Below are 16,870 nucleotides of genomic sequence, written 5' to 3' on the forward strand. Positions count from 1 at the left end.
TCCCCCTTATACAATTTTTAAGCCTTTTGTGAAGCTCCTATTTAATATACCAAAAAAATCATTGTGCACAAAATAAAAAAGATTCAAATTTATATAGTATTATCTGACAGTTAAGAGAATAATAAATTTTTCCGATTTACCACGCTAATGAAATAGAGTGCTTATGTAATAAAAATTTGATATTTACCTATTCTGAATATCAAAAATAGAATAAAAATAAAAAAATGATTTACTATATAGAAAATTCCTATTTTTTCGATAATAATATCAATATTTGAAAAATGATACAAAAGTCATAGATGTAATACTTTGAGGATATTGTATAGATTTGTAGAAAATCTAAGCAAAACTAAGTGAATTACATTCATTTGTAGGTAATTTCTTGTAATTTATGATCTCGAAATATGAATATTTCTATCTATTAATGATATATAAGAAACTTATTTTGTAATTTTCTAGGATTATCCAATTATGAAGTGTGAAAAGAAATAATAGAGTTAATCTATGAAAAAATGTACCCATACTAAGAAAAAAATGGATTTAATGAAAGATTGATTAAGTTAAATATATTCTATTGAAATAATTTCCTTGGAATGAGGTTAGCTATGTATATATGCAATCAGGTTAAGTTTTATTCATTAAAGATGAAGTATATAAATACCTTGAATTCTGTACGCCCTTTGCTAATTTAATCCATTTTATTTGTAGTGTTTTTTTGAGGCTGTCATTTGTCTTACTGGCGAGGATTGATTATGCAAATAATTACTAAAAATCTGATTTTTTTAACGTTCAAGTTCTTTGCCAAATCTCCTGTTTGAGGTATTGTGCTTTGTCCTTCAGAAGATTTACATAACATAATGAATAAAAAATAGTGCATTCCAATATAAAGAATGCACCATTTGCTTCATTAAAGTTTAAACTGATTAATTTGATGCTGTAAATCTAAGGACTTTTCACTTAGATGTGCGGCAACTTGATTGATTTGTTGCATCGTGATTGTTTGTTCTTTGCTAGCAGCGGCCACTATTTGTGTACTATCTGAGCTAGTTGAAGCGCCGTGAGCAATTTCTGCGACAGAAGCAGCTACCTGTTCTGCGCTAGCTGAAATTTCCTCAGAAGTTGCTGATATATCTTCTATTTGATCTGTCATTACATTGATGGCTTTCACGATTGCCTCAAATGCTTGTCCTGCATGTCCAATAATTTTGACTCCATCTGTAACCGAATGGAGGCCATCTAAAACAGCTTTCTCTACATTTTGCGTATCTTCTTGAATCTCCTGCGTTAAGGCAACAATTTGATTAGCCGATTGTTTAGATTCCTCAGCTAACTTACGAACCTCATCAGCGACAACCGCGAATCCTTTTCCATGCTCCCCAGCACGGGCTGCTTCAATGGCAGCGTTGAGTGCTAATAAATTAGTTTGATCGGTAATGGCTGTAATAACTGTAGTGATTTGGCTAATCTCTTCTGATTGTTTACTTAATTTTTGAACAAGATTATTTATTATTTGTGTTGAATCATTGATTACATTCATTTGTTGTTGAGCATTCTCTACGGTACTGTTCCCGTTTGTAGCTAATTCATTCGTTGTTACAGCACTGTGATGAAGTTGTTGCGTTGCTTCTGCTATACGTTGAACACCTACGGCTGTTTCATCCATTGCATGAGCACTTTCATTGGCAGCAACTGTGGCTGCTTTAGCAACATTGGCTGTTTCATTAATACGCACCGTTATTTCATCAGCTGAGGAAGTAATTTCCTCGGTAGAAGCAGAAAGTTCTTCTACTGATGCTGTTAAATGCTCAGCATTGTCTTGAATATGGGTTAATAAATTTTTCAGATTGCCTTTCATTGAATTAAAGGCCGTTGAAAGTTGACCGATTTCATCTTTAGAATGGTGAGTGACATCTTGATGGAATAATTCTCCGTTTGCAATTTGGTTTGCTGAATGGACTACCGATTTTAAAGGGCGAGAAATAGTTCGCTGTATATAAACCATCAGAATAATGCCAAGGACAACACCAATAATGATGGCAATAATTGAAATGATTTGAGAGTTGAACACAGCTTGTTTAGATTCTTGTGTAACCGTTTCGAGTTGTCCCTTTTGATAGTTCGCAATTTTATTGGATATATCTTGGATGCCTTTATTAGCTTGCTGCACTTCACCATTAACCTTTTGTAAAGCTCCTTCTAGGTCGCCTGCTTCAAAAAGTGCGAGTGCCTCAGTAGCTGATTTATTAAAAGCATCATTAAACGTATTTAATTCGTTTGCATATGTATGCATTTCAGAGGAATTTGATTTTTCGTTGATTTCAGCTACTAGCTGATCGAGTAAATTTGCATGTTCTGTAAAACTTTCTTTATTCGCAGGATTGTCTTCGATAATAATGGCGCGGATAAACAGACCTTGCATGGCCATTTCAAATTGAATATCATCTGCTAATTCCACAAGGGCTACGTGAACTTCTAATGCATTTTCAATCTTTTTTTCTATGTTTGAAAATAGCATGAACATAATCATTAATGAAATGATTAACGTGAGAATAATGGTAAAGAAACCGAAACTTAATTTTTTGCCTACAGACATATTGATACGCCCTTTCCGAAATGCTATTCAATCTTTTATATTTTGATTTTGCTTTGCTAAAAGGTAGAAGTCAATAACTGTTGTAAGAAACAGTTCAGATGATTCATATGTTTTTTTATTGTTATTATAATAAGGAAGATTGTCTGTAAGAATCAATCAAGGTGTGGCTGTTTTCATTGATTTATAGTACGGATTACGTGCTATAAATTGAAAAAAAGAAAAAACCGAGAAAATTTATCTCGGTCTCTATCTTTACGACTGCTTTTTTAATTGTAATATGAGTGCCTCATCTGGATCGATATACAAAGTTTTTTGTTCGAAGTAAATCACAAAACCGGGTTTAGCCCCATTTGGTTTTTTGACCTGACGAATGTCAGTGTAATCGACTGGAACAGAAGAAGACTCTCTTGCCTTTGAAAAATAAGCAGCTAATGTGGCTGCTTCCCGTAGAGTTGTTTCATCGGGTTCACTAGAATGAATGACAACATGAGAGCCTGGAATATCCTTCGTGTGTAACCATATATCTGTGCGTTTTGCAATTTTAAATGTCAACATATCATTTTGCTTGTTGTTCTTGCCGACAGAGATGGCTATACCTGTGGAAGAAATATAGCGCTCGGGTTCAGGTTTCACAGGCTTTTTCTTTTTCTTAGAATGACGTAGCTTTAAGTAGCCCTGTTCGGCTAGTTCTTCACGAATTTCTTCAATATCTCCTGGTGATGCTTGCTGCACTTGTTGTGCCAGCATTTCAAAGTAAGCAATTTCTTCTTTTGTTTTTTCAAGTTGTTGTTGCACCATGATTAATGCATTTTTGGCCTTAGTATATTTTGTATAATAGCCTTGAGCATTTTCTATAGGTGTTTTACGCTCACTGACGGGGATCGTAATCTCCTCGCTATTTTCACTGTAGTAATTAATGACCGTTACTTCCTTGACACCCTTTTCAAAGGAGTAAATATTAGCCATTAACAGTTCACCATATAACTGAAATTGATCGAGCTTTGAGGCACGCACATAGTCCTTTGTTAGCTTTTTCGTTTTTAAAGCCAGTTTATCAATTTCATTTTGTAGCCATCTTTCTAAATCACCCGCTTGCTGCTTGACACGGTCCCGCTCCGCACGTGCAAAGAATACTCGATCAAGAAGCTCGTGAACATTCGGATATGCTGTCATATCTCCATGTAAGTGAGTTAATTCAATTGGTGAGAAGTAAGTTTTATGATCAGCCAATACATACATAGGGCTCGTTCCACCATTAGCAAAGCTGGCTATAAATTCCTTAAAGCATTGTACTCGATTGGATGCTGATGTCATGCGGTACAATAATTCCTCAGCATGAAGAGGTGAAAAGCCAGTAAATTGTGTCACAACATCTTTGGCATTTTTAGTTTCCACAAAAAATGTTGCTAGCTCTTCCTCTGTAACTAATAGAGGATTCCATTTATTTTGTGTTGGTGGAGCCAAGTAAGGCTGGCCAGGTAATACGGTACGAAAACTGTTTACAGATGGAGGTAAGTGCTTTAAACTATCAACAATTTTATTTTGCTCTTTATCAATTAAAAGTAGATTACTATGTCTACCCATAATTTCAGCATGTAGTTGTCTAACAATAGGGTCGCCAATTTCATTTTTACTTTCGATTTCTACTATTATAATACGGTCAAATCCAAGCTGTTTAACGGAGGAAATAAAACCACCCTCTAAATGCTTGCGCAGCAGCATACAAAACATAGGTGGTTCTGCTGGATTTTCAATCGATTGTTCCGTAAGATGCACTCGTGCATAAGAAGAATGAATAGAAAAAAGCAATTTATGATTTTTCCCGTTTGCACGAACATGTAAAATAACCTCTTGAGCGTTAGGTTGATGTATTTTAGTAATTCGACCTGTCACAAGCTGTTGTAGGTCGGCTGTTATTGAATAAGTAAATAAGCCGTCAAATGCCATATGAATTCCTCTTTCCAATGATAGCAAGCATCTTGGTACTTTCGTATTTTTTCTTTTTGCACTTGCTTTCGCTATTTCCAAGCTTCAGCAGAGCACTAATTGTATGTTTATCATAGCATTTTTTAGGCGAATATTAAAATATAGCTTCAATTGTGGTAGAATTAGCTCTTATTCGATCCAATTTTTTTTGGAGATTCGTCATATTCGATAGAGCTTATGTTATAATATTCCCAGTATGCAAAGAAAGGTGTGACGAACCTTGGTGCGTAGTATGACTGGTTTTGGCAGAGGTGTCACAACAACTAGAGACTTTCAATTAACCGTAGAAATGCGCTCGGTCAACCATCGCTTTTTAGAAATTAACGCTAAATTTCCGAAAGAATGGCTTGAAGCTGAAATTTTTGCAAAGAAATTTATTTCTCAAGCTTTGTCACGCGGCAAAATTGATGTGATGGTATATGTGAAGGACTTAGAAAATGTAGAGCAATCTATAGAGATTAATTGGTCATTAATTGAAGCGTATCGTAAGGCAAAAGAGCAATTAGCAAGTAAAGTACCACTAGAGGAAAAATGGACGATGCAGGAGCTTTTATCGTTAGAGCAAGCACTCGTACAGCAAAAACCACAATTAACACCTGAGGATTTACTTAGTGCTGTTGAACATGCGATTTCACAAGCGATAAAGCAGCTCGTACTTATGCGTGAGCGTGAGGGGCAAGAATTGCAGGAAGTTGTTGTACAATATAAGGAACAGTTAAAAGAACAAGTGAACCAAATACGTTCATGTTCATCTCTTGCTGTTGAAAAATATCGTACACGATTAGTAGAACGGATTGCAGAGGTTGCAGATGGAACTTTGTTAGATGACCGTTTACTAGCAGAAGTAGCGATTTTTGCAGAACGCGTTGACATTTCTGAGGAATTAGACAGATTGGATAGTCATTTTAATCAATTGGAAGAAACGTTACATGAAACGATTTCAGTTGGACGAAAATTAGACTTTTTAATGCAGGAGATTCATCGTGAAATCAATACGATTGGCTCGAAAAATCAATCTACAGAAGCAGCGGTTGCTGTTGTTCAGGCGAAAACAATTTTAGAAAAGATGCGTGAGCAAGTTCAAAATATCGAATAACTTGCACGTGTCTGTTATAAATTAAGGGAGATATAGAGAATAAATGATAAAAGAACGTGGATTATTAATTGTTCTGTCTGGCCCATCTGGTGTAGGTAAAGGGACAGTGCGAAAAGAATTATTTTCTCAGCCGAATACGAATTATGAGTATTCCATCTCGATGACGACACGAAATCCTCGCGAAGGTGAAATCGATGGTGTAGACTATTTTTTCAAGAAACGTGAAGACTTTGAAACGTTAATTGAACAGGGTGGCTTATTAGAGCATGCTGAATTTGTAGGAAACTACTATGGTACACCATTAGCCTACGTGAATGAAACACTGGATGCAGGTCGCGATGTGTTTTTAGAAATAGAAGTGCAGGGTGCAGCGCAGATTCGTAAAAAAGCACCAGATGCCTTATTTATTTTCTTAGCCCCTCCAAGTTTAACTGAATTAAAAGATCGTTTAGTTGGACGTGGGACGGAAACAGAGGACATCATAGCAAAACGTATTGCTACAGCAAGTGAAGAGCTTGAAATGATGAGCTTATACGATTATGTTGTAGAGAATGATGAAGTGACAAATGCCTGTGATCGTATTAATGCGATTATTAAAGCAGAGCATTGCCGTAGAGAACGTGTTGAAAAAAGATATTTGTCAATGTTGAGAGGAGAATAAACAATGTTATACCCATCAGTAGATGCTTTAAAAAAAGAAATCGATTCAAAATATTCACTAGTGAGCCTTGCTTCAAAACGTGCTCGTCAAATGCAGGAAGAGCAAAATACAGAACGTTTACACAAGTACGTATCTCATAAATACGTAGGAAAAGCACTTGAAGAAGTAGCGGCAGGTGTACTTACGAAAGTATCACAGGATGAGTCAACTGTGTACGAAGACGAAATTTAACTTCAAGTTAGTCAGCAGTTGATTTGATTATACAGAATGCCGAGAGCTCCCAGGGAATCCTCCTTTGGGAGCTTATCATTTGAAGGGAAGACACCTAGCATGAATAAAAATATTTTACTTTGTGTTTCAGGCGGGATTGCCGTATATAAAGCTGTTGCTCTAGTTAGCAAGCTATCACAAGCAGGGGCGAACGTAAAAGTGATAATGACTGCCTCAGCTAGACAGTTTGTGAATCCATTAAGCTTTCAAGTGATGTCCAAAAATGATGTTTATTTTGACACATTTGATGAAAAAGATTCAAATGTGATTGCCCATATTGATTTAGCGGATTGGGCTGATTTGATTTTAGTTGCGCCGGCAACTGCCAATATAATTGGGAAATTGGCCAATGGAATTGCAGATGATATGGTATCAACAACCTTACTTGCTACTACTGCGCCTGTGTGGATAGCTCCAGCTATGAATGTACATATGTATGACCATCCAGCAGTAAAGCGTAACTTAGATAGGTTAGCAGCAGATGGCTACCAATTTATCGAGCCTTCAGAAGGATTTTTAGCATGTGGCTATGTTGGGAAGGGGCGCTTAGAGGAACCTGAAAAAATAACAACTATTGTACAGGATTTTTTTTCAGCGACGGCTACACCAAAACCACTTACTAATAAAACGGTAGTAGTGACAGCTGGTGCTTTGTATGTACCGTTCGATGAAAAGCATATGATTAAACCACCAGCGAATGGTGTCATTGGACAGGCTTTGGCTAATGAAGCCAGGACCTTAGGAGCACATGTGATTCAAATAGAAGATAGTAGTTTGAATGATTTGATGCAACAGCTGGAAAACTATAAAAATCAGGACCCAGAGGTTCTCTTCATACATGCAGCTAATGTACCGACAATAGAGAAAACACCACTTATTTCAGTAGAGGGTATCAAGGCTGTCACATTTGGACAAGAAGTGCTTGGCGAACCTCTGCTAAGCATTCAATCGGAGCGTTGGATTGACTTCAGTGAGGAAGCTCAAATAAATGGGCAGATTATTGCTACAACTAATCCACAGCACTTTGCCCGAACGTTATGGGCTCAAATACTAAAGGGTGAGGAGCAATGAGCTTTTTAATAGCGGAAGTCATTGTAGATGTCTCGACCTACCATGTGGATCGTCCCTTCGATTATCAAGTACCACCTGAATGGGTAAATGTAATAGAAATGGGCTGTCGTGTAAAAGTGCCATTTGGTCCTAGAAATGTTTTAGGCTTTGTCGTGGGCATAAAAACTGAAACAGACGTGCCCCTCAATAAATTAAAATCAATTGCTCAAATTTTAGATATGGAGCCGGTACTAACTGATGAAATGCTACAAATGGCAAAGTGGTTGAAGAATCAAACGATTTGCTATGAAATAGATGCTTTACAAGTAATGTTACCTTCAGCATTACGTGCAAAATATGAAAAAATTGTAAAGCTACATGAAGATCCAAATATCCCGAGTGAAGTACAAGTGATTTTTGGTAAACGACAAAAGGCTAATTTTAAAGAATTTGAACGTGCAGGTTTACTGCCTTTATTAAAGCAATTAGTTGCCCAAAATATGGTGACTATTGATCATGTTGTGAAACAACAGGGTCATGTAAAAGAAATACGAATGGTGAAAATTATAGAAAAGCCAAGCATTATTGAAAAAGCGATTGAGCAATCAGCTAGAGCTGTGAAGCAACGTCTATTACTAGAATGGATAAGGCAGCATTTAGGAGAAGTTTTGTCACCTCAGCAAATTTGTGAGGAAGCAGGAGTCTCTTCTTCAGTTTTAGAGAGCGTTATTGACAAAGGTGCGGCGCAATTTATTCAAGAAGAAGTATACCGAGACCCGTTTACGAAAGAAGTTTCACGTACGCAAGCCTTACAATTAACAGATGAGCAGCAAATTGCTTTACAAGCCATTACCGTGGCTATGGAGAAGCAACAAGCGCAAACATTTTTATTGCATGGTGTAACAGGGAGTGGTAAGACAGAGGTCTATTTGCAGGCGATACAAAAAGTGTTGAACGAAGGCAAAGAAGCTATTATGCTTGTACCTGAAATCTCTTTAACACCTCAAATGACGGAGCGATTTCGTAGTCGTTTTGGAGAGATGGTTGCAGTTATGCATAGCGGATTGTCTGTGGGCGAGAAGTATGATGAATGGCGTAAAATCCAGCAAGGGAAAGTAAGAGTAGTCGTTGGTGCTCGTTCAGCAATATTTGCCCCCTTTACAAATATAGGTCTTATTATTTTGGATGAAGAGCATGAGTCAACATATAAGCAAGAAGATTCACCACGTTACCATACAAGAGATGTAGCTATCTGGCGTAGTGAATATTATAATTGCCCTGTTATTTTGGGTAGTGCTACACCAGGTTTAGAATCTTTTGCAAGAGCCAAAAAGGGTGTTTATACCTTACTTTCATTAAAGCTGAGAGCCTTACATCAGTCATTACCAACCGTTTTTATTTCAGATATGCGTGAGGAGCTTCGACAAGGAAATCGATCCATGTTTTCGCAATCCCTTATAGAAGCAATCCGTGTTAGATTAGAGAAAAAAGAGCAAATGGTGTTGTTTTTAAATCGACGTGGCTACTCGTCTTTTGTGCTCTGTCGGGATTGTGGGACCGTTGTACAATGTCCCAACTGTGATATTTCATTAACCTATCATCGTACAACTGAAAAATTGAAATGTCATTACTGTGGTTATGAGGAACATGTTCCTCAAATATGTCCACAATGTCAAAGTGATCATATTCGTTATTTTGGTACTGGTACACAAAAGGTGGAGGAAGAAATATATAAGCTGTTCCCAGAAGCAAGGGTATTACGTATGGATGTAGATACGACAAAGCATAAAGGTGCACATGAAGAAATATTAGCTGCTTTTGGTGAAGGGCAAGCAGATATTTTATTGGGCACGCAGATGATTGCAAAAGGGCTTGACTTTCCAAATATTACACTTGTAGGTGTACTGAGCGCCGACACCTCCTTACATTTACCAGATTATCGTGCAGCAGAACGTACATTTCAGCTTTTAACACAGGTAAGTGGGAGGGCAGGAAGACATGATAAACCCGGAGAGGTAATTATTCAGACCTATACACCTGAGCATTATGCTATTGAATTAGCTAAAACGCAGGATTATGAGCCATTTTATGAACGAGAGATGTTTTTACGCCGTCGTTCCAGTTACCCTCCATATTACTATGTGGCGCTTGTTCAGATTTCTCATGAGGATGTTATGATGGCTGCTGAATATGCAGGACGTATGGCAGATTGGCTCCGTGGAAATTTATCGAATCAAGTAGCTATTATTGGCCCAACGACGGCAAGTATTGCTCGACTCCAAAATAGATATCGTTATCAATGTTTGATAAAATATAAAATTGAACCAAATCTTATTCCAGTATTACAGCGTCTGCTCGCTATGTATCGAGCAGATTGGATCAAACAAGGAATATTAATGACGGTAGATTTAGATCCGTCTACTATATAAGAGAGTATAAACACAGTTTTACGAGCATAAGACCATAAAAATAAATAAAGTGGTATGGCTCAAGCTAAAAGCGGAAATGAGGAAATAAAAATGGCAATAAAAAAAGTAATCGAACACCCAGCACAAGTACTTTCAACACCATGTGCTGAAGTAACAGAAATTAACGACGAACTCATTACATTACTGGATGATTTATATGACACAATGGTGGAATATGATGGTGTTGGCATTGCAGCCCCACAAATTGATATAGGGTTACGAGTAGCGATTGTAGAACTAGGTGAAGAACGCGATATTTTAGAAATGGTTAATCCAACTGTTATTGAAACGGATGGGGCGGAAATAGATATTGAAGGTTGTTTGAGTTTCCCAGGATTATATGGTGAGGTAGAACGCCCTAGCTATGTAAAAATTGAAGCATGTGACCGTGAAGGACGTGTTTATGAATTAGAAGCAGGGGGCTTTGATGCTAGAGCAATTTTACATGAAATTGATCATTTAGATGGCGTGCTATTTGATTCAAAAATTAAACGTGTTATAACTGCAGAAGAACTTGAAGAAATGTATGCAAACGAGGAGGAATAAAATGACTTCGATTATTTTTATGGGGACACCTGACTTCTCTGCACCCATTTTGCGTATGCTACATGAAGAAGGGTACGATATTAAAGCAGTAGTGACACAACCTGATCGACCAGTAGGCCGTAAACGTGTATTGACACCACCACCTGTCAAGGCAGCAGCATTAGAGCTAGGATTACCTATTATCCAACCAGAAAAGCTACGTGGATCAAATGAGCTACAACAGATTCTTGCGTTACAACCAGATATAGTCATTACCGCTGCATTTGGACAAATATTACCGAAAGAACTATTGGATGCTCCTGCACTCGGCTGTATTAATGTCCATGCCTCGTTATTACCAAAATATCGTGGAGGCGCCCCTATTCACCAAGCTATTATGGATGGTGAAAAGGAAACTGGCGTCACAATTATGTATATGGCAGAAAAACTTGATGCAGGTGATATTATTTCTCAAAGAGCTATTCCAATTGAACAAGATGATCATACAGGTGGATTTTTTGATAAGCTAAGTATAGTTGGTCGTGATTTATTAAAGGACACACTTCCATCTATTATTAATGGAACAAATAGCCGTACAGTTCAAGATGAAACGCAAGTTACTTTTGCGAGCAATATTTCGAGAGAACAGGAACGTATTGATTGGACAAAGGATGCCACAACTCTTTACAATCAAGTACGCGGACTTCATCCGTGGCCTGTAGCATATACAACTTTTGAGGATGGGAATTTTAAAGTATGGTGGGCAATTATTGGCAATAGCAAGCATGATACGATTCCTGGTACTGTAGTAGCGATTGCAAAAGATCATTTTGAAGTAGCGGCAGGCAATGGGACAACCTTAGCATTATTTGATGTACAACCTGCAGGTAAAAAGCGCATGACAGCTGAGGAATATTTACGTGGTACAGGTTCTAAATTACAGATTGGGGACCAATTTAAATGAGTAAAAAAAGTGTAGTAATTTGGGATGGAAATGTGCGAGACGCCGCATTGTCTATTCTGTTAGCAGTTGATAAAAATCAAGCCTATAGCAATTTACTTCTCAATGAAACCATTAAACGACATAAAATAGAGGCGAAGGACCGTGCTTTATTAACAGAATTAACCTATGGCACATTGCAACATAAAATGACCCTTGATTATTATTTAGAGCCTTTTATCCGTGGCTCTATAGATCATTGGGTTCGTTGGTTATTGCGTATATCTTTGTATCAAATGCAGTATTTAACGCGTATCCCAGCGCATGCAGCCGTTAATGAGGCAGTAGAAATTGCGAAGCGCCGAGGGCATCGTGGTATTGCTTCGACGGTCAATGGTATTTTAAGATCTGTCTTGCGTCAAGGTGTACCTGCTATAACTGATATTGAAAATCCAATAGAGCGTCTTGCTATTGAAACAAGTCATCCGATTTGGCTAGTACAACGTTTTGTTGATAATTACGGTCTAGAAGTAGCTACAGGAATGTTACATGAAAATAATGTACCACCTATGCAAACTGTTCGTGTCAACACAACGAAGGTAACTGTTGAGCAAGCGATAGCGGAACTCGAAGCGGAAGGTTTAACAGCGAAGCAAAGTGAGGTCATCCCAGAATGTCTACACTTAACAAATGGTCAACCCGCTCGTACTCATGCATTTAAAGAGGGGCATATTACTATTCAAGACGAGAGTTCAATGATACCAGCCAATGTTCTAAACCCATCTCCTGGTATGCGTGTCTTGGATATGTGTGCAGCACCAGGTGGTAAAACAACGCATTTAGCTGAAATCATGAAAAATGAAGGTTCTATTTTAGCAACAGATCTTCATCCACATAAATTAGATTTAATCGACCATAATACAGAACGTCTAGGGCTAGATATTATTGAAACAGCCCCAATTGACGGTCGTAAAGCACCTGAATTTTTACAAGCAGAGTCTTATGATGCCGTTTTAGTGGATGCACCATGTAGTGGACTAGGAGTTATGCGACGTAAGCCAGATATTAAATATACGAAGCGAGAAGAAGATTTAGAAAATCTTCAAACAATCCAACTAGCATTATTAGATGCAGCGACAAAAGTATTGAAGATAGAGGGTAAGCTTGTGTATAGTACTTGTACCGTCGATAAACAAGAAAATGAAGGCACAGTAAAAGCCTTTTTAGCAACGCATCCAGAAATGGAAGCGATACAACTAGAATCTTTACCAACAAAATTAGCGGAAAAGCAAGCTAATGGCATGCTTCAAGTCTTTCCACAAGACTTTGGCAGTGACGGTTTCTTCGTTGCCGCCTTTCGTAAAAAAGGAGAATCCAACTAATGCTGGATCAAAAGGAATTTAATGAACGTATCAACGATTTAGTTGAAGAGGCAGAAGAAAAGCCAGTTCGACGTGTGAAAAAGGAAAAACCAAATTTAAAGGAATCGATTTATTCATTCCAGCCACATCAATTAGAAGAATGGTTAAAGGAAAACGGAGAAAAGCCTTTCCGTGCAGCACAGATTTTTGATTGGTTATATAATAAACGTGTTAAGACGTTTGAAGAAATGTCAAACCTTTCAAAGGGATTACGGGACAAGCTAGCTGCAAATTTTGCCTTATCTACCTTATCAACAATTATCAAGCAAGAGTCTAAAGACGGTACCATTAAGTTTTTATTCCAATTGCAAGATGGTTACTCTATAGAAACGGTATTAATGCGCCATGAATATGGAAACTCTGTCTGTGTGACAACACAGGTGGGCTGCCGCATTGGATGTACATTTTGTGCCTCAACCTTAGGTGGCTTGAAACGACATTTATTGGCTGGGGAAATTGTAGAACAAGTTGTAAAAGTGCAGCAAACTTTAGATGAAGTAAGTGAGCGAGTATCACATATTGTTATTATGGGTATTGGAGAACCTTTCGATAATTATGATGCAATGATGAACTTCTTAAAAGTGATTAATCATGAAAAGGGATTAAACATTGGAGCGCGTCACATTACTGTATCCACATCAGGTATCGTTCCAAAAATTTATCAATTCGCTGATGAACAACTACAAATTAACTTTGCTGTATCTTTACATGCACCAAATCAAGAGGCTCGTCAAAAGCTTATGCCAATTGCGCGTGCCTATAAATTAGAAGAGTTAATGGAAGCCGTTCGTTACTATACTAAAAAGACTGGCAGACGTGTAAGTTTTGAATATGGATTAATGTCTGGTGAAAATGATTCAGTAGAAATTGCAGAAGAGCTTTCTGCTTTAATTAAAGGAATTAAATGTCACGTTAACTTAATTCCTGTTAACTACGTACCAGAACGTGATTATGTTCGTACGTCTCGTAGCCAAATTTTTGCGTTTGAAAAAACATTAAAGAAAAATGGGATAAACGTAACGATCCGCCGAGAGCAGGGTTCTGATATTGCGGCTGCGTGTGGTCAATTACGTGCGCAAGAGAGATCTGAAGAAACGAGGTGACCAGTGTTGGAATACACAGTCGAAAGTGATATTGGTTTAAAACGATCAATTAATGAAGACCGTGCTGCATTATTTAAACGTCCTGACGGGCTTGCTCTAGCACTTGTGGCGGACGGCATGGGTGGTCATAATGCTGGAGATGTGGCAAGTGATATGGCAATAAAACAGATGGAGACCTTTTTTTTACAGGCAGACGCACATCATTTTGTATCAACAACATCAAAGAAAGAATGGTTATTACAAACAGTAAAGCAATTGAATAAAAATATTTATGACTATTCTTTATCACACGAAGACTGTAAAGGAATGGGCACGACGTTTATTGCAGTGTTAATAGAAGGACATCATTGTTTCATTGCACATGTTGGAGATAGTCGTGTGTATTATTTCTTTGAAGATGGTGCACAACAAATCACAAAAGATCATTCTTATGTGAATGTACTGGTTGAAAATGGAGAAATTAGTGAAGAGGAAGCATTGACGCATCCAAAGAAAAATTTCATCTTAAAAGCTGTAGGTACAGAGGAAGCAATAGAACCAGATTTTTATGAAGTAGAGTTGGCACCAAAATCGTATTTACTCATTTGTTCAGATGGATTAAGCAATAAACTAACTGTCTATGAAATGGCTTCGATCATTACGTATCCCGATCCTATATTGGAAAAAGGACGTAAACTTGTAGAATTAGCAAATGCTAGCGGGGGAGAAGATAATATCTCCCTCGTGCTACTAACTAAAAAGGATGAGGAGGTGTAAGAATGCTGGTAGGTAAAAGAATTAGTGACCGTTATAAGATATTAGACCTCATTGGTGGCGGAGGTATGTCCAATGTTTATTTAGCTCATGATATGATATTAAATCGTGATGTAGCCATAAAAATATTACGCTATGATTTTTCCAATGAGGATGAGTTACATCGACGTTTTCAACGTGAGGCACTGTCTGCCACAAGTCTTACACATCCTAATATTGTTAGTGTTTATGATGTAGGTGACGATGGGGATCTACACTATATTGTAATGGAATTTGTTCAAGGAAAAACGTTAAAGCAGTACATACAAGAATTTGCACCAATTTCTCCGTCTAGAAGTGTGCATATTATGAAGCAATTAACGTCTGCTATTGCTAATGCCCATGAAAATCATATTATTCACCGTGATATTAAACCACAAAATATTTTGATGGATGCAGAGGGAAATGTCAAAGTAACTGATTTTGGCATTGCCATGACGTTAAGCGCTACATCCTTTACTCAAACGAATTCTGTGCTAGGGACAGTGCATTACTTATCACCAGAGCAGGCTCGGGGTGGGACGGCTACAAGTCAATCGGACATCTATGCATTGGGTATTGTATTGTATGAATTATTAACAGGTGAATTACCTTTTTCAGGGGAGTCAGCTGTTTCTATTGCCCTTAAGCATTTACAAGCGGAAACACCTTCAGTTCGCGCTTTTGATGGAACTATTCCGCAAAGCTTGGAAAATGTGGTGCTCAAGGCTACAGCAAAAGATGCATCTCATCGCTATAATACAGTGGAAGAAATGTATGATGATTTGGAAACCGTCTTATCATCTTCCCGAATAAATGAACCAAAGTTTGTTATTCCAGTGGATAATGATGCGACAAAGGCCATTCCAATTATTAAAGAGGAAGCTCTAAAGAAAGATGAAGATTTAACTAAAACAAGGGTTATTGAACCCATTGTGGAATATAAATCTCCAGCTCAGGCACCACCTAAAAAACCTGTAGAAAAACCTACTCCTGTTAAAGCAAAGAAGAAAAAATGGCCTAAGATTGTGGCGGGATTATTAATAGCGGTAATTATCATCTTCTTATTCTTCATATTTGCAGCAGATTTATTTAGCCCGAAAAAAGTGGCAGTCCCAGATGTAATAAATTTGACTGTAGAGGAAGCTACAAAAAAATTAGAAGCCGAGGGATTTGTTGTTGGTGAGGAGCATCAGGAACGAAATCATGAGGACATTGAAAAGGGTCATGTTATAGAAACCGATCCAGAGAAAAACTCGATGCGCGCAAAAGGCTCAGAGATTGACCTAATTGTTAGTTTAGGTGTGGAGACGACGACCGTTGATAATTATGTCGGACAAAATTATAGTCAAGTAGAGGCTTTAATAAAAGGAAAGTATAAAGAAGTAAGGAAAGAGGAAGTTCCTTCTCGTGAACCTGAAGGTAGAATTATTGAGCAAAGTATTGCGGCAGATACGGAAGTGGTAGCGAAAGAGGAAACGATTACCTTTAAAGTAAGTCAAGGTGTTCGTATGGTCAGAGTAGAAAATGTTGTGAATTATTCGAAAGCGGATATGGATAACTATGTGAATAGAGTAGGTCTCAGCTGGCGAGTATCTCGTGAAGACTATCATGAATCGATCCCTGCTGGTAGTGTAATTTCGCAATTGACAAAAGCAGGTACTATGGTGGAGGAAGGTTCTGCTATTTCGGTTATAATTAGTAAGGGACCAGCTAAAAAGCCTGAGAAACTTCTGCTTAAGCCCGTAGTCATTGAGTATAAACCTAAAGAAGAGGGTGTACCTCAAAAAGTTCGAATTGAAATTCAAGATAAAAATCATACATTTTCTGAACCAGTTACGGAGCTGGAAATTTTAAATGATACGCCTTACAATATACAGCTTGTTATTGAAGAAGGCAAAGATGCGAGTTATAGAATTATCCGTGACTCAGAAATCATCTTAGAAGAAAAAGTTAATTATAACGATGTCAATTAAGGAGGAATTG

13 protein-coding genes are annotated in these 16,870 nt (G+C 37.7%); 11 read left to right on the forward strand and 2 right to left on the reverse strand.

Annotated features, from left to right (window positions below; translation table 11 throughout):
* Positions 1-907: 907 nt before the first annotated feature.
* Together AC1Q6O_RS03355 and AC1Q6O_RS03360 are read right to left on the reverse strand one after the other, a co-directional pair.
* Positions 908-2,593, reverse strand: coding sequence for a methyl-accepting chemotaxis protein (locus AC1Q6O_RS03355; protein ID WP_089985298.1), 1,686 nt, complete (start codon positions 2,591-2,593; stop codon positions 908-910).
* 252 nt (positions 2,594-2,845) lie between these two features.
* Positions 2,846-4,540 carry an Rqc2 family fibronectin-binding protein gene (locus AC1Q6O_RS03360; RefSeq protein ID WP_492400913.1) on the reverse strand — a complete coding sequence of 565 codons (1,695 nt, stop codon included), beginning with the start codon at positions 4,538-4,540 and terminating at the stop codon, positions 2,846-2,848.
* Positions 4,541-4,811: 271 nt separating this feature from the next.
* On the opposite strand from AC1Q6O_RS03360, the gene AC1Q6O_RS03365 reads away from it, so the two are divergent.
* The 11 genes from AC1Q6O_RS03365 (at position 4,812) to pknB (ending at position 16,860) form a co-directional block, all read left to right on the forward strand.
* Positions 4,812-5,675 carry a YicC/YloC family endoribonuclease gene (locus tag AC1Q6O_RS03365; RefSeq protein ID WP_008173789.1) on the forward strand — a complete coding sequence of 288 codons (864 nt, stop codon included), beginning with the start codon at positions 4,812-4,814 and terminating at the stop codon, positions 5,673-5,675.
* 43 nt (positions 5,676-5,718) lie between these two features.
* A complete protein-coding gene (gmk, locus tag AC1Q6O_RS03370; protein WP_008173787.1) occupies positions 5,719-6,336 on the forward strand; it encodes a guanylate kinase in 618 nt (205 codons plus the stop codon).
* Positions 6,337-6,339: 3 nt separating this feature from the next.
* Positions 6,340-6,567 carry a DNA-directed RNA polymerase subunit omega gene (gene rpoZ, locus AC1Q6O_RS03375; protein WP_008173785.1) on the forward strand — a complete coding sequence of 76 codons (228 nt, stop codon included), beginning with the start codon at positions 6,340-6,342 and terminating at the stop codon, positions 6,565-6,567.
* A 99-nt stretch (positions 6,568-6,666) separates the two neighbouring features.
* Positions 6,667-7,677 (forward strand): bifunctional phosphopantothenoylcysteine decarboxylase/phosphopantothenate--cysteine ligase CoaBC, encoded by a 1,011-nt coding sequence (gene coaBC, locus AC1Q6O_RS03380; protein ID WP_043989657.1) that lies wholly within the window; start codon positions 6,667-6,669, stop codon positions 7,675-7,677.
* Positions 7,674-10,085, forward strand: a complete 2,412-nt coding sequence (gene priA, locus AC1Q6O_RS03385) for a primosomal protein N' (RefSeq protein WP_492400914.1) — start codon at positions 7,674-7,676, stop codon at positions 10,083-10,085. The genes coaBC and priA overlap by 4 nt, the downstream gene beginning before the upstream one ends.
* Positions 10,086-10,175: 90 nt before the next feature.
* A complete protein-coding gene (gene def, locus AC1Q6O_RS03390; RefSeq protein ID WP_043989715.1) occupies positions 10,176-10,670 on the forward strand; it encodes a peptide deformylase in 495 nt (164 codons plus the stop codon).
* A 1-nt stretch (position 10,671) separates the two neighbouring features.
* Positions 10,672-11,613, forward strand: a complete 942-nt coding sequence (gene fmt, locus AC1Q6O_RS03395; protein WP_089985301.1) for a methionyl-tRNA formyltransferase — start codon at positions 10,672-10,674, stop codon at positions 11,611-11,613.
* The gene (gene rsmB / locus AC1Q6O_RS03400) at positions 11,610-12,971 is read left to right on the forward strand and encodes a 16S rRNA (cytosine(967)-C(5))-methyltransferase RsmB (protein WP_008173773.1); all 1,362 of its coding nucleotides are present in this window, start codon (positions 11,610-11,612) and stop codon (positions 12,969-12,971) included. The genes fmt and rsmB overlap by 4 nt, the downstream gene beginning before the upstream one ends.
* Positions 12,971-14,113 carry a dual-specificity RNA methyltransferase RlmN gene (gene rlmN / locus AC1Q6O_RS03405; protein ID WP_008173770.1) on the forward strand — a complete coding sequence of 381 codons (1,143 nt, stop codon included), beginning with the start codon at positions 12,971-12,973 and terminating at the stop codon, positions 14,111-14,113. The genes rsmB and rlmN overlap by 1 nt, the downstream gene beginning before the upstream one ends.
* Before the next feature lie 6 nt (positions 14,114-14,119).
* A complete protein-coding gene (locus AC1Q6O_RS03410) occupies positions 14,120-14,869 on the forward strand; it encodes a Stp1/IreP family PP2C-type Ser/Thr phosphatase (protein ID WP_008173768.1) in 750 nt (249 codons plus the stop codon).
* Between the two features lie 2 nt (positions 14,870-14,871).
* A complete protein-coding gene (gene pknB, locus AC1Q6O_RS03415) occupies positions 14,872-16,860 on the forward strand; it encodes a Stk1 family PASTA domain-containing Ser/Thr kinase (RefSeq protein WP_008173766.1) in 1,989 nt (662 codons plus the stop codon).
* Positions 16,861-16,870: the final 10 nt, after the last annotated feature.

The sequence above is a fragment of the Lysinibacillus sp. GW823-FHT06C08 genome (assembly GCF_058795135.1).

Coding starts and splice junctions, on each gene's coding strand:
- AC1Q6O_RS03355 (WP_089985298.1), bottom strand. CDS start 2,593: ATGTCTGTAGGCAAAAAATTAAGTTTCGGTTTCTTTACCATTATTCTC.
- AC1Q6O_RS03360 (WP_492400913.1), bottom strand. CDS start 4,540: ATGGCATTTGACGGCTTATTTACTTATTCAATAACAGCCGACCTACAA.
- AC1Q6O_RS03365 (WP_008173789.1), top strand. CDS start 4,812: ATGACTGGTTTTGGCAGAGGTGTCACAACAACTAGAGACTTTCAATTA.
- gmk (WP_008173787.1), top strand. CDS start 5,719: ATGATAAAAGAACGTGGATTATTAATTGTTCTGTCTGGCCCATCTGGT.
- rpoZ (WP_008173785.1), top strand. CDS start 6,340: ATGTTATACCCATCAGTAGATGCTTTAAAAAAAGAAATCGATTCAAAA.
- coaBC (WP_043989657.1), top strand. CDS start 6,667: ATGAATAAAAATATTTTACTTTGTGTTTCAGGCGGGATTGCCGTATAT.
- priA (WP_492400914.1), top strand. CDS start 7,674: ATGAGCTTTTTAATAGCGGAAGTCATTGTAGATGTCTCGACCTACCAT.
- def (WP_043989715.1), top strand. CDS start 10,176: ATGGCAATAAAAAAAGTAATCGAACACCCAGCACAAGTACTTTCAACA.
- fmt (WP_089985301.1), top strand. CDS start 10,672: ATGACTTCGATTATTTTTATGGGGACACCTGACTTCTCTGCACCCATT.
- rsmB (WP_008173773.1), top strand. CDS start 11,610: ATGAGTAAAAAAAGTGTAGTAATTTGGGATGGAAATGTGCGAGACGCC.
- rlmN (WP_008173770.1), top strand. CDS start 12,971: ATGCTGGATCAAAAGGAATTTAATGAACGTATCAACGATTTAGTTGAA.
- pknB (WP_008173766.1), top strand. CDS start 14,872: ATGCTGGTAGGTAAAAGAATTAGTGACCGTTATAAGATATTAGACCTC.